Raw genomic sequence first — 14,153 nt, 5'->3', positions numbered from 1 at the left:
ATAAATTTTTTAATGTAAAGTTATCATATTTTCACTGTCAAGTTCAAATGGTATCCATTGTTCTTTTTCCCCACTTACCGTAAACTCAATGATATTGTTAATTCGAAGATAGGGTGATTCTGTAGAAGCATCATATAAGCTGACATCTAAAATGTATTTTCCTAATGTGAAAAGTGGATTTTTAACAGTGATCTTATAAGTGATTGTTGTGCTTTGTCCTATACTTTCTTTGTGTTCTTTAATAGAAATTCCTGCAATTGGTTTCTGTTCTTTATCCTTGAATTCTAAATACAGCACAGGTAACTCCTCAACGGGTTTATTCATTTTGAATTCAAAAACGAGATTAAAATCCTGATGACGGTGTATTTCGTTATTCAAAAGATCTGTTTTTACAGAGCTTAATGCAAAAGTTTCATTATCATATACCTTGTTTTGGCTGTTGTTTGAAAACTTATTGTAATAAAGCTGTATCCCTTTTCCGATTTCTCTTCCCTGATACTCAACTTTGCCATGATCCATTAAAACTATCTCATTGCATATTCGAGATACCATTGGCATACTGTGAGAAACAAAGATAACAGCAGTATGAGGAAGCAATTCGTCAATTTTACTAAAGCACTTTAATATAAATCCCAGATCTCCCACGGCCAACACTTCATCAATAATTAAGACATCCGGTTCAAGATGGGCTGCAACAGCAAATCCCAAACGCACTTTCATACCTGAAGAATAGTTTTGTACTGGAGTATCTATAAATTCTCTAATCTCCGAAAAATCTATTATAGATTGTAATTTCTCTTCAACTTCTTTTTTAGTAAATCCTAAAATGGAAGCATTATTATAAATATTCTCCCTGCCTGTAAGAATGGGATTAAAACCAGCCCCTAATTCTATCAAGGCACCTATTTTTCCTTTCATTACAATTTGTCCTTTATCAGGAGTATATAAGCCATTGAGGACTTTTAAAAGAGTAGACTTCCCGGCGCCATTATGACCGATCAAGCCAATACATTCTCCTCTTCTGAGCTCAAAACTTACGTCATGCACAGCCCAAAATTCCTGAGGACGTAATTCTTTATTTATTGCTAAACCTAATGTACTGCGGATAATATCTGAAGCTCCATATTTAAGAGAGCTTTTCAGATTTTTACTGAATTTTTTAGATACATTTTGTACGGATACTAAAACCTCTTTGTCTTTTTTCATTATCCTGCGATTTTTTCAATAACTATTGGCATTGATTTTCGGAAAATAACCAAGCCTATTAATAAAACAATAAAGCTAACAGCCGTTAATATCATTGTAAACATGAATGACTGAGTTTCTACTCCTACCAATGTATTTCTGGTATCATTGATTATATACGTTAAAGGATTTAAATTGAATAAAAATTTAAAAATTCCTGATCTTGGCACGGCATAGACAACGGGTGTCAGATACATTAATAAAGGAATTCCTGTAATGAGAACCTTACTTATATCCGTGTAAATTAACCCTAAGGGGGTGATAATTAATCCTATAGCAAAAGCAAAGATGATTAAAGCTACCATATAAAAAGGAAAAAGCAGCAGACTCTCTGATGGTGTAACCTGATAAATTATCAAAATAGCAACAGCAGGGATCATTTTTATCATTAAATTAAAAAAGGTAGTGTACAATCCTTTCATTAATAGCGCTTCTTTTGGAAAATTGATTTTAGAAATGATCGCTTTTCCTGAATTTACCGAATTTATTGGGCTCTGTACAGCTTCAGCAAAAATATTCCAGATAGTGGTGCCTAAAATAACAAAAACAGGATAAGGTATTCCTCCTGGTATATTTACATTTACCACTCCCGAACCATTCAAAAATAACCAAATTAAAGAATTTATAATTACAGGAGCCAGTATCCAAAAGAACCCTAATAAAGACTGTCTATGTTGAGATTGTATATCTCTCTTAGTCATTTGGTAGGCCAAAAAATTGGATGATTTAATATCTCGAAAAATAGATTTGAGTTCTTGGAAAAAATGTGTTTTTTTATCAGATGTGTATACTACGGTTTTCAAAGTAGATTTTTTTTCAAATTTATAATAATTAATCTTATTCCTTATTTTATGTATTAGGAAATATTATTTACATATAACAAGAAAATTACAACTAATATATTAATAGTTGTATTATAATCAAAAACTATTAACATTTGCGTCAATAGTTTTTGATTTTTACATATAAATTTATTATTTTATTACCAATTGCTTAAGGTATTCACCGTATCCGCTTTTCCCATATTTAACTGCCGTTTCAAGCAGTTTTTCTTCATTGATGAATTTATTTCTAAAGGCAATTTCTTCAATACAACCGATTTTGAACCCTTGTCTTTTTTCAATAACACTTACAAATTCAGAAGCATCGTGAAGGGAATCAAATGTACCGGTATCCAACCATGCGGTTCCTCTATCTAATACTCCGACTTCAAGTTTACCATTTTGAAGATAAACGTTATTTACGTCTGTGATTTCAAGTTCTCCTCTGTGGGAAGGTTTGATATTTTTAGCAATTTCCACAACGTTATTGTCATAGAAATATAATCCGGGAACGGCGTAATTTGATTTGGGTTGTAAAGGTTTCTCTTCAATAGAAACTGCTTTGAAGTTATGATTAAATTCAACCACACCATATCTTTCAGGATCTGCTACATGGTAAGCAAAAACGACTCCTCCGTCAGGGTTGGTCTTGTTTTTTAGTAAAGTTCCCATTTCGGAACCATAGAAAATATTATCTCCTAATACAAGAGCTGCGGGATCATTTCCAATAAATTGTTCTCCCAGAATGAACGCTTGTGCCAGTCCATCCGGGCTTGGTTGTACTACATATTCTATATTGCAACCCAATTGGGAGCCATCACCTAAAAGTTTGATGAAACCGGGCTGGTCATGTGGAGTAGTAATGATCAGAATATCCTTAATCCCGGCTAAAAGAAGGGTAGAAAGCGGATAATAGATCATGGGTTTGTCATAAACAGGCATCAGTTGTTTGCTGACAGCGATAGTTAGAGGGTAAAGTCTTGTACCGGATCCTCCGGCTAAAATGATACCTTTCATCTTTTAAATCTGTGTTTTAATATTAATTGTATTGATTTTCGTAATACTTCTGGTAATCTCCACTGGTTACGTTTTCAAGCCATTCTTTGTTTTCAAGGTACCAATCTATGGTTTTTCCTAATCCTTCTTCAAAGGTAACTGATGGTTTCCATCCAAGATCTTTGTTTAGTTTAGTCGCATCAATAGCATAGCGCTTGTCATGTCCTGGTCTGTCCTTAACGAAAGTAATCAGCTTTTCAGAATAACCTTCAGGTCTACCCAGTTTAGCATCCATTTGCTTAATTAATTCTTTGACCAGATCGATATTTTGCCATTCATTAAAACCTCCGATATTGTAAGTTTCTCCTGTTTTTGCTTCATTAAAAATCTGGTGGATACCTTTTGCGTGATCAATAACAAATAACCAGTCTCTGGTATATTTTCCATCCCCATAAATTGGTAAAGGTCTTTCGTTGATGATATTTGAAATACACAATGGAATTAATTTTTCAGGGAAATGGTTCGGGCCATAATTGTTGGAACAGTTAGATACAATAAATGGCAGCCCATACGTATTTCCATAAGCTCTTACCAGATGGTCAGATGCTGCTTTTGAAGCAGAATATGGAGATTGGGGGTCATAAGAGGTTGTTTCTAAAAAGAATCCTGTTTCTCCTAAACTTCCATATACTTCATCGGTAGAAACATGATAGAATAAATTAGTTCTTTTCTCATCAGGAAATCTGCCATGAGTGTGATCAGCATTTAATGTCCAGAATTCCTTACACAGGTTCAGAAGATTAGCTGTTCCGTTAACATTGGTGTCAATAAAAGCCATTGGATCTGTGATGCTTCTATCCACATGGCTTTCTGCAGCCAGATGTACTACTGCATCCGGATTGTATTTTTCAAATACTTTCCTTAGTTCTTCCGGTTTGGTAATATCTGCTTTTTCGAAAATATAATTAGGTTCATTTTCGATGTCCTTTAAGTTTTCCAGATTTCCGGCATATGTAAGAGCATCAAGGTTAATGATGGTGGTATTCGGGTTCTCTTTTACGAACTCTCTTACAACATGAGAGCCAATGAATCCTGCTCCTCCAGTAATGATAATATTTTTCATTTAATTATTTTGAAATGGTCTTTCTTCCTATACTTTTATAATAAAATCCGTTTTGCTCCGGGATTTCAAGCGGATACATATTCCTTCCGTCAAAAATAGCCTTATTTTTCATTTTTTTGGCAATGAGTTCAAAATTTGGATTTTTGAATTCCGGCCACTCTGTCGAGATGAATAGGGCGTCTGCATCTTCCAATGCATCATACATCCCTTTGGCATATTGTATTTTTTCACCAAGAAGTTTTTTAACATTGCCTTCTGCAACAGCATCATATGCTACAACTTCTGCGCCTTTTTCCAATAAAAGGGCGATATTATCTAAAGAAGAAGCTTCTCTGATGTCATCGGTGTTCGCTTTGAAGGCTAGTCCCCACATCGCAATTTTCTTGCCGGCAATGCTTCCTCCGAAATATTTTTCAATTTCTGAAATAAGAATTACTTTCTGGGCGGTGTTTACATTTTCAGTCGCTTCCAGAATCTGGAAATTGAAGTCCTCCTGTTTTCCAGATTTGATAAGGGCTTTCACATCTTTAGGAAAACAACTTCCTCCATATCCGATACCTGGAAACAAGAATCTGTGCCCGATTCTATCGTCACTTCCCATTCCCAGTCTTACTTTGTCTACATCCGCACCTACTTTTTCGCAATAATTGGCAATCTCATTCATAAAGGTGATTTTTACGGCTAAGAATGAGTTGGCTGCATACTTTGTCAGTTCCGATGATTTTTCATCCATGAAAATAATTGGAATTCCGGTATTGGTAAAAGGCTGGTATATTTTAGACATAATGTCTTTCGCCTTTTCGGAACTGGCTCCTACCACAACTCTTGAAGGGTTCATCGAATCTTCAACGGCAAAACCTTCCCGTAAAAATTCAGGATTAGAAACAACATCAAAAGGAATATCTGTTTTAGAAGAAATTACTTCTCTTACCCTATCAGCGGTACCTACAGGAACTGTGCTTTTATTCACAATAACTTTGTATTCGGTCATCATTTCACCAATATCACTGGCCACCTTCAATACATAAGACAGGTCAGCAGACCCATCTTCTCCGGGAGGTGTAGGTAATGCGAGATAAATAACTTCGCTTTTGTCTAGGGATTCTTTTAAATTTGTAGTGAAAAATAATCTTTCAGACTGAATGTTTCTCAGAAACATCTCTTCAAGGTTCGGCTCATATATGGGAACAATGCCGTTTTTCATACCTTCTACTTTCTTTTCATCAATATCAACACAGTATACTGAATTGCCAAGCTCTGCAAGGGTAGTTCCTGTCACTAATCCTACATAACCTGTTCCTACAATCGTTATATTCAAAATGTTTGTTTTTAAAATTCAGAAACAAAAATAATAAAAATACTTTCATCTGCTTCTTTAAATTATTGTAAAAGAATTTCTCTCTATTTACTTGATAATAAGATAATTTTGCATTTTTGGAAAAAAAGCGTATATTTGCATTGGATTTACAGGAAAAATGGGAAGGCTTCGAAAGAAAGCCTTTTTTCGTACTGTAAATCAAGATAAAAGAATGTATGGAGTTTAAAAAAAGAATTGAAGAATTATTAAATGAATTCCTTGAGACCAGAAAAGATCTGTTTCTTATTGATCTTAAGATTTCTGCAGGGGATGATATTACAGTGATTTTAGATGGTGATGACGGGGTTTCTTTGCAGGATTGCCTTGATGCAAGCCGCGCCATAGAATTCAATATGGATCGTGAAGAGCATGACTTTAGCCTTCAGGTGATGTCCGCAGGATTAAGCGAGCCATTAGCGACACCAAGACAGTTCAATAAAAATATAGGAAGAGAGATTGAAGTGATGCTGGGGGATTCTTCCAAGATTGAAGGGGAATTGTCAAAAGTAGACGATGAGAAGATCACACTTGTTTTACGTTACCGGAAGCCGAAAGATATCGGAAAAGGAAAGGTAGATGTGGAAGAGGAGAAAGAGATTTCTTACTCTGAGATCAAAAAGGCATTAGTAGTAATTAAATTTTAAAAAAGAAAAAAGAATAGATGGATAATATAGCGTTGATTGAATCCTTTGGTGATTTTAAAGACGAAAAAGGGATCAGTAAGATTGATCTTATGGCAATTATTGAAGATTCACTGAAAACACTTTTGAGAAAAAGATTCGATTCAGATGATCATTTTGATGTAATTGTAAACCCGGATAAAGGAGATTTTCAGATATTTTTAAATAAAACAATTGTTGAGGACGAAATGTCTGAAGATGATGATTTGGAAATTGAAATTTCTGAAGCGAAGAAAATTGACCCTACGTTTGAAGTAGGTGAAGACTTTACAATGGAAATTCCTGTTGCTCAGTTGGGAAGAAGAAATATTCTTACCCTGAAGCAAATCCTGGCTACAAAACTTCAGGAGCATAATAATGCAATGTTGTATGAGCAATTCAGAGATAAAATCGGAGAAATTGTAGTAGGTGAAATCCACCATATCCGCCATAAGCATGTGATTTTGCTGGATGATGAAGGAAACGAATTTATCTTACCAAAAGAAAACCAGATCCCGTCCGATTTCTTTAAAAAGGGGGAGAATATCAGAGCTATTGTTGAAACAGTAGACTTTAAAGGTTCTAAACCACAGATTATTATTTCCAGAACTGCACCTAAATTCCTTGAGAAATTATTAGAACTGGAAATTCCTGAGATCCAGGATGGAACAATCATGCTGAAAAAAGTAGTGAGAATTCCTGGTGAGAAGGCGAAGATTGCAGTAGATGCTTACGATGACAGAATTGATCCGGTAGGAGCTTGTGTGGGTGTTAAGGGATCCAGAATTCATGGCGTTGTAAGAGAGTTGAGAAATGAGAACATCGATGTTATTCAGTGGTCTAAAAACCCTGAGATTTTGGTGAAGAGAGCTTTAGGAAATGTTACAGTTAATAAAATTGACATTAATGAGGAGCAAAACTATGCACTAGTATATACTCCGGTTGAAGAAATTTCTAAAGTAATTGGAAAACAAGGACAGAATATTAGACTGGCTTCTTGGTTGTCAGGATATGAAATTGATGTATATAGAGAATCCAGTGAGGATGATGATGTTGAATTAAGAGAATTCAACGATGACATTGATCAGTGGATTTTGGATGAATTTAAGAAAGTAGGATTAACTACTGCAAAATCTGTATTAGACAAAGAGACGGAAAGTCTTTTAAATATGGTTGACCTTGAAGAAGAAACTATTGAAGAGGTGAAACGTATTCTGAGAGAAGAATTTGAAGATTAAGATTTTAAATAAATTTTAATAAACAGTAAAAAGAAATACTTTAATTTTAAGAATTAAAAAACAGTAAATAATATAGATGCCAAAAATTAGATTAAATAAAGCGGTTAAGGAATTCAACATTTCGATGTCCAGATTAGTAGAATTTTTACAATCTAGGGGATTTGAGGTTGAAAGCAATCCTAACGCTCAATTGGAAGAAGCGGCATATTCTGCATTGGAGGCTGAGTTTGCTAAGGATGGCGAACAACGAAAGGCTTCCCATGAGGTGGTGATTACTAAAGTTCCGGAAGAAAAGCTGGAAATTGAAGAGAAGAAAACCCCTGAAGTGATAAGAGCTAAAGCAAATAAACCAGAAACTAAGATTTTAGGTAAAATAGATTTAGAACCTGGAAAACCTGAAATTGAAGAAACCCCTGCTGCTCCTGTAGCGACACCGGTTGAAGAAAAGAAAGAAGAAATCGTGAAAGAAGAACCGGAAGTAAAAGCAGTACCTGAAAAGCAGGAGTTTAAAGTTTTGGATAAAATTGATTTGTCTCAGATAGAATCTAGAAATAGACCTGTGAAAAAAGACAAACCGAAAGTAGAGGAGAAAAAAGAAGAAATAAAACCTGTGGAACCAGTAAAAGAAACTCCTAAGCCGGTAGTTGCAGAGGAGAAAAAAGTAGAAGCTCCAAAAGTGGAAGCTGAACCGGAATCTCAGGAACCACAAAAAATTGAGACAGTTTATCAGAAGCTTGATGGTCCTAAGATTGTCGGAGAAAAAATTGATTTGACTCAATTTGCACCAAAACCTGGTTCTGGAGCTAAAAAGAAAAGAAAGAGAATTGAAAAACCTGGGCAAAATAACCAACAAGGTCAGGGGAATAATCAAAACTCAGGAAATAACAACAACAATAACCAGGGTGGTCAAGGCCAGGGAAACCGTCAAAACAATAATGGTGGACAAGGTGGAAACCGTCAGGGACAAGGAGGTCAGGGGAACCGTCCTCAAGGTCAGGGAGGTCAAGGTGGTGGAAACCGTTTCGGAAACAACCAGGGAGGAAACCGTCCTCAAGGTCAAGGTGGTGGCGGCTTCAAGAAAGGAGGCCAGAACAACAGACCTGGTCAGAGAGTGATGCCGGTTGAATTAACTGATGAGCAAGTTAAAAACCAGATTAAAGAAACCTTAGAAAAGCTTACAAACAAAGGAGGTAAATCTAAATCTGCAAAACATAGAAAAGACAAAAGAACTTTCCGTAGAGAGCAGGATGAGCGTCAGCAGGAGCTTGAAGCACAAGACAGAACTCTGAAAGTAACTGAGTTTATTACAGTAGGTGAATTAGCGAGTCTAATGAACGTTTCACCAACTGAAGTAATCTCTGCTTGTTTCTCACTTGGGGTAATGGTGACCATGAACCAGAGACTGGAGGCTGATACCTTATTATTAGTAGCAGATGAATTCGGTTATAAAATTGAATTCTCGGATGCTGATCTTGAAGATACAGATACAGAAGATGAAATCGATGCTGAAGAAAGCTTATTGTCAAGAGCACCTGTAGTTACCGTAATGGGTCACGTTGACCATGGGAAAACTTCATTATTGGATTATGTTAGAAAAACGAATGTAATCGCAGGTGAATCTGGAGGGATTACCCAGCACATCGGTGCATATAATGTGAAACTGGAAAATGGTCAGAGAATTACATTCTTAGATACTCCGGGTCACGAAGCCTTTACGGCAATGAGAGCAAGGGGTGCGCAGATTACCGATATTGCAATTATCGTGATTGCTGCCGATGATGATGTGATGCCACAAACAAAAGAAGCAATTGCTCACGCACAAGCTGCACAGGTACCAATGATCATTGCAATCAATAAAGTTGATAAACCTAATGCAAATCCTGATAACATTCGCCAGCAGCTTTCAGGCTTGAACCCTCCGGTTTTAGTAGAAGAGTGGGGTGGAAATGTTCAGGCGCAGGAGATTTCTGCTAAGTTTGGTAATAATGTAGACGTATTATTGGAGAAGGTTTTATTGCAAGCTGAAATGCTTGAATTAAAAGCGAATCCTGATCGTTCTGCCAATGGTGTTGTTATTGAAGCATCTCTTGATAAAGGTAGAGGATATGTTGCTACCATGTTGGTACAAACCGGAACCTTAAGAGTGGGAGATTATGTAGTAGCAGGTAAAAACCACGGTAAAGTAAAAGCTTTGCTTGATGAAAGAGGGAAAAATCTTGCGGAAGCGGGTCCTTCAATTCCTGCAACGATCTTGGGATTAGACGGAGCACCGACAGCTGGTGATAAATTCCGTGTATATGCTGATGAGAGTGAAGGTAAAGCTATTGCAAATAAGAGAGAACAACTTCAAAGAGAACTTTCCATCAGAACGAAAAAACATACAACTCTTGAAGAGTTGGGTAGACGTATTGCTTTAGGAGAATTCAAAGAATTGAATATTATTCTTAAAGGTGACGTTGATGGTTCTGTAGAAGCGTTATCTGATCAGTTACAAAGACTTTCAACGGAGGAGATCAGTGTGAAAATTCTTCACTCAGGTGTAGGACAGATCACAGAATCTGATATCAACTTAGCGGCAGCATCAGATGCTATTATCATTGGATTCAACGTAAGAGCTGGTGCTAATGCAAAAGAACTTGCAGATCGTGAGGAAATTGAAATCAGAACTTATTCGGTAATCTACAAAGCTATCGATGAGGTTAAAGAAGCAATGGAAGGAATGCTTTCTCCGGAGATTCAGGAGCAGGTGATAGGTAATGTTGAGATCCGTGAGGTATTCAAGATTTCTAAAGTCGGATCTATTGCTGGTTGTATGGTTCTTACCGGAAAAGTGACAAGACAGTCTAAAGTACGTTTATTGAGAGACGGTATTGTTAAATTTGACGGGGAGCTTGAAAGCTTGAAGCGTTTCAAAGATGATGTGAAGGAAGTAACAAAAGGTTACGAATGTGGTCTGAACCTTAAAGGATATAATGATATCGAAATAGGTGATATTCTTGAAGTGTACGAAGAAGTAGCTGTTAAGAAAAAACTTAAATAATATCTTAATATAATCATATAAAGTGCCATCTCTTGAGATGGCACTTTTTTTATGTCTGATCCTATAGTGTTGCTGCTTTTATGTATGTTATTAATTTTATTTTCTATTAGAGTTTATTTTTTTCATGTACGCGCTTTTTTTTAAGTTATTATATAAAGAAGTTTTTTTTTAAATAAACAGTGTTTGTACTGGAAATATTCCTTGTCGCTATTTATTCAACAAATATGATTGAGTGTTTTTATGACTTTTTATTGATCGTTTTAATTTGATCTGTTCTATGGTAAGATGTTGAATTTGTGACTTAAATATCTGAATTTGGCTTTTTTTAACGTGGTAATACAGGTTGAAAAGTTAAATTTATTCAATAATTAAGTTTAGAATGATTATAAATAAAAAAATATTCATTTATAAATTAATTATAAAAAGTGGTTATTTTGAGCTTTTGTTTGAATTTAACCCTTTTTTATTCATTTAAAATTGCGATAAATTCATAATTTAAACTGTAATTCATGTTTGTTGTTAAAAATATACATATAGATGTGGGTTAAAAATTTGCTAGTGTTAATATTTATTAACATATTTGTCGCTAAAATATATTAAAATTTGTTAATATGAATGTTAAACTACGTGTACTAAGTGCGGGAGCATTGTTCTTTTTGGGACAGGCAGCTTACGCACAGCAAAAGCCTAAAGATACAACAGCTGGAGAAACAGCGATTGAAGAAGTTGTTGTAATAGGGTATAGCCAGGTTCCAAAAGAAAGTTATGTTGGAACAGCGTCTAAAGTTGATGCTAAGTCAATTGATTCGAAAAACGTATCAACTGTGAGCCAGGCGCTTGCAGGGGAAGCAGCAGGGGTAAGAGTAATCAATACTTCTGGACAACCGGGTACAGATGCGACCATCCGTATCAGAGGTTTTGGTTCAATGAGTGGAAACAGAAGCCCATTGTACGTACTTGATGGTATGCCTTTTACAGGAAACGTTAGTTCAATTAACCCTGAGGACATCGAAAACATGGTGATCCTTAAAGATGCTACTGCTACTTCTATCTATGGTGCTAGAGGTGCTAACGGGGTTGTTGTTATTAATACCAAGAAAGGTAGATCTAACAAATCTGTAATTCAGTTGGAGTCTAAAGTAGGTTTCAACATGTCATTACTTCCAAGATATTCAACAATCAGTTCTCCTGAAGAATATGCAGGACTAAGCTGGCAGGCTTTAAGAAACCAGGGTAGACTTGCAGGAAATGCTAACCCGACAGCGTATGCTAATACAAGACTATTCAGTACTGCAGGGATCAGCCCGGATTATAACATCTGGGGTACGGCGGCTGCAAACCTGATTGATCCTGCTACAGGTATGGTACGTCCTGGAATTGGTAGAATCTATGATCCGGAAAACTGGGAAGATTATGCTTTCCAAACATCTGCGAGAACAGAAAATAACTTATCCATCAGTGGTGGTAGCGGTAAAACTACATATTATACAAACATTGGTTACCTAAGTGATAAAGGATATTCCATCAACTCAAACTTTGAAAGATATAACGGTAGATTAAATTTAACGCACCAGGCAAGACCTTGGTTGAAAGGAGAATTTAATTTAGGTTATGCATATTCAAAAGCAAAAAGAAACGGACAAACGAGTGACTCTGGAAGTATTTTCTGGTTTGTAGACAATATTCCTTCTATCTATCCTTTGTTTACTCGTGATGCGGCAGGAAATAAAATCCCGGATCCGTATTTTGGAGGAAATCAATTTGATTATGGTTTGGGAGATTATGGTAGAGGTTTCGGAGGTCTAACCAATGCAATTGGCGATGCTACGAATAATATCAATAATTTCTACAAGCATGAAATCAATGCCAACATGTTCTTAAAAGCTGATATTACTAAAAATTTAAGCTTTGAAACAAGAGTTGGTGGTCAGTACTATAACAACAGTAATGATCAGGTAGATAACCCTTACTATGGAAACGCTGCAAGTCAGAATGGTTATATTTCTAAGTCTAAGACAGAATTAATGGCTTATAACTGGTTACAGTTATTAAGATACCAAAAGAGATTTGGTGACCATAATGTAATGGCTTTTGCGGCTCACGAAAGTAACAGCTGGGAGCAGAAATATTTATCTGCCGGAAGACCAACGATTATTGACATGATTCCTGAATTGAATCAAGGGGTAGGAGAATCGTTATCAGAATCTTATACTTATAATTATACATTAGAATCTTACTTTGGTCAGTTAACTTATGATTTCAAAGGAAAGTATTTCTTCAATGGTACAATCAGAAGAGACGGAACTTCAAGATTCTTACAAAATAAATGGGATACATTCTGGTCAGCTGGTCTTGGATGGTTAGTTACTAAGGAAGATTTCCTTAATGACAATAAGATCGTTAAGCACTTAAAACTGAAAGCAAGTTATGGTACTGTTGGTGACCAGGCTATTGTTGGAAGTACAGCTGCTTCTGCTCAAAACATGGGGTATTATCCAGGATATAACGTTTACAATCCAGGGAACTTCATGGGACTTCCTGGAGCAACATATGTACAGGATGGTTATCCTAGATTGACTTGGGAGAAATCAAATATATTCCAGGTAGGTGCTGAAATCGGATTATTCAAAAACAGAGCTGTTGAACTTGAGGTGGATTACTACCACAGAACAACAAACGATTTGATTTTTGATAACAGATTAGCTCCTTCTACAGGTAATGGAATTTTAAAAGTAAATGACGGTAAGCTTGTTAACCAAGGTTTAGAATTTACTTTGAAAACACATATCATTAATAAAGATAATATGTACCTTGATTTTGGTATCAATGGGGAGATCTTACGTAATAAGCTTACTCAGATGCCATTGGATCAATCTACAGGAAATGCTAAGATTATCGACTTATCTGAAGCAGGATTTGGTAGAGCAGAAGGAAGATCTTTATATGACTTTTACATGAGAGAGTATGCGGGAGTAAATTCTGCTACCGGTGCTGCTCAATGGACAGTTAATTATGTTGATACCAACGGAAACGGAAAATTTGATGCTGGTGAGCAAATTAATTCACTTTATGAATTCCAGAAGCTGAATCCTAATGCGGATATCAGAACAGGAGTAACTGAAGTATACTCTCAGGCAACTCAGAAATTCTTAGATAAATCTGCTATACCTGCAATCAGAGGTGCATTTAACCTTGATTTTGGATATAAGCAATTTACTTTAGGAGTACAATTCCTATATAGCCTTGGTGGATATTCATATGACGGATTATATGCCGGATTAATGGGTAATGGTGTTGTAGGTAGCAACAACTGGCATACTGATATCAGACAAAGATGGCAAAACCCTGGTGATGTTACAGATGTTCCAAGAATGTCTTCTAACGCTGCCATTGATGCTAACCAGAATGCGAGATCAAGCAGATTCTTAGTGAAGTCTGATTATCTTGCACTTAACAATATCCGTTTAGGATATAACCTTCCACAAGACTTTGTAAAGGCAATTGGTCTTACAGGATTTAACTTATTCGTAAGTGGAGATAACTTATGGATTGCAACTAAGAGAAAAGGATTTAATCCAAGTGTTTCAGAAACAGGAGCGAGCAGCACTTATTCATATGCACCGCTATCAACTATAACTTTTGGAGCAAAAATTAACTTCTAACAATTAATTTAC

9 protein-coding genes are annotated in these 14,153 nt (G+C 35.9%); 4 read left to right on the top strand and 5 right to left on the bottom strand.

The genetic code is table 11. The features are described from left to right. Nucleotides 1-9 precede the first annotated feature (9 nt). From C1631_RS16625 to C1631_RS16605, 5 genes are all read right to left on the bottom strand, one after another. Nucleotides 10-1,206 (bottom strand): ABC transporter ATP-binding protein, encoded by a 1,197-nt coding sequence (locus tag C1631_RS16625; RefSeq protein ID WP_103248365.1) that lies wholly within the window; start codon nt 1,204-1,206, stop codon nt 10-12. Then, nucleotides 1,206-2,048, bottom strand: a complete 843-nt coding sequence (locus C1631_RS16620) for an ABC transporter permease (RefSeq protein ID WP_109713464.1) — start codon at nt 2,046-2,048, stop codon at nt 1,206-1,208. Before C1631_RS16620 ends, C1631_RS16625 begins: the two co-directional genes overlap by 1 nt. A gap of 171 nt (nt 2,049-2,219) precedes the next feature. Then, on the bottom strand, nt 2,220-3,083 hold the full coding sequence (gene rfbA / locus C1631_RS16615; protein WP_103247076.1) for a glucose-1-phosphate thymidylyltransferase RfbA: 864 nt from the start codon (nt 3,081-3,083) through the stop codon (nt 2,220-2,222). Between the two features lie 22 nt (nt 3,084-3,105). Further along, on the bottom strand, nt 3,106-4,185 hold the full coding sequence (gene rfbB / locus C1631_RS16610; protein WP_103247077.1) for a dTDP-glucose 4,6-dehydratase: 1,080 nt from the start codon (nt 4,183-4,185) through the stop codon (nt 3,106-3,108). 4 nt (nt 4,186-4,189) lie between these two features. Continuing rightward, nucleotides 4,190-5,503: a UDP-glucose dehydrogenase family protein gene (locus tag C1631_RS16605; protein WP_103247078.1), complete on the bottom strand. Its 1,314-nt coding sequence runs from the start codon at nt 5,501-5,503 to the stop codon at nt 4,190-4,192. Nucleotides 5,504-5,718: 215 nt separating this feature from the next. Between C1631_RS16605 and rimP the strand changes: the two genes are divergently transcribed. The 4 genes from rimP (at nt 5,719) to C1631_RS16585 (ending at nt 14,141) form a co-directional block, all read left to right on the top strand. Continuing rightward, complete coding sequence (gene rimP / locus C1631_RS16600) at nt 5,719-6,186, top strand: ribosome assembly cofactor RimP (protein WP_103247079.1); 468 nt, start codon at nt 5,719-5,721, stop codon at nt 6,184-6,186. A 17-nt stretch (nt 6,187-6,203) separates the two neighbouring features. Beyond that, the gene (gene nusA, locus C1631_RS16595; protein WP_103247080.1) at nt 6,204-7,439 is read left to right on the top strand and encodes a transcription termination factor NusA; all 1,236 of its coding nucleotides are present in this window, start codon (nt 6,204-6,206) and stop codon (nt 7,437-7,439) included. A 76-nt stretch (nt 7,440-7,515) separates the two neighbouring features. Next, nucleotides 7,516-10,479: a translation initiation factor IF-2 gene (gene infB, locus C1631_RS16590; RefSeq protein ID WP_109713462.1), complete on the top strand. Its 2,964-nt coding sequence runs from the start codon at nt 7,516-7,518 to the stop codon at nt 10,477-10,479. Between the two features lie 611 nt (nt 10,480-11,090). Further along, nucleotides 11,091-14,141, top strand: coding sequence for a SusC/RagA family TonB-linked outer membrane protein (locus C1631_RS16585; RefSeq protein ID WP_103247082.1), 3,051 nt, complete (start codon nt 11,091-11,093; stop codon nt 14,139-14,141). Nucleotides 14,142-14,153: the final 12 nt, after the last annotated feature.

The sequence above is a fragment of the Chryseobacterium phosphatilyticum genome, from assembly GCF_002899825.2.
GTDB lineage: Bacteria > Bacteroidota > Bacteroidia > Flavobacteriales > Weeksellaceae > Chryseobacterium > Chryseobacterium phosphatilyticum.
This window is presented reverse-complemented; position numbering and strand designations above follow the sequence as displayed.

What these genes read in the sequence shown, in the direction of transcription:
- C1631_RS16625 (WP_103248365.1), bottom strand. Translation starts at nt 1,206, where the DNA reads ATGAAAAAAGACAAAGAGGTTTTAGTATCCGTACAAAATGTATCTAAA.
- rfbA (WP_103247076.1), bottom strand. Translation starts at nt 3,083, where the DNA reads ATGAAAGGTATCATTTTAGCCGGAGGATCCGGTACAAGACTTTACCCT.
- rfbB (WP_103247077.1), bottom strand. Translation starts at nt 4,185, where the DNA reads ATGAAAAATATTATCATTACTGGAGGAGCAGGATTCATTGGCTCTCAT.
- rimP (WP_103247079.1), top strand. Translation starts at nt 5,719, where the DNA reads ATGGAGTTTAAAAAAAGAATTGAAGAATTATTAAATGAATTCCTTGAG.
- nusA (WP_103247080.1), top strand. Translation starts at nt 6,204, where the DNA reads ATGGATAATATAGCGTTGATTGAATCCTTTGGTGATTTTAAAGACGAA.
- C1631_RS16585 (WP_103247082.1), top strand. Translation starts at nt 11,091, where the DNA reads ATGAATGTTAAACTACGTGTACTAAGTGCGGGAGCATTGTTCTTTTTG.
- infB (WP_109713462.1), top strand. Translation starts at nt 7,516, where the DNA reads ATGCCAAAAATTAGATTAAATAAAGCGGTTAAGGAATTCAACATTTCG.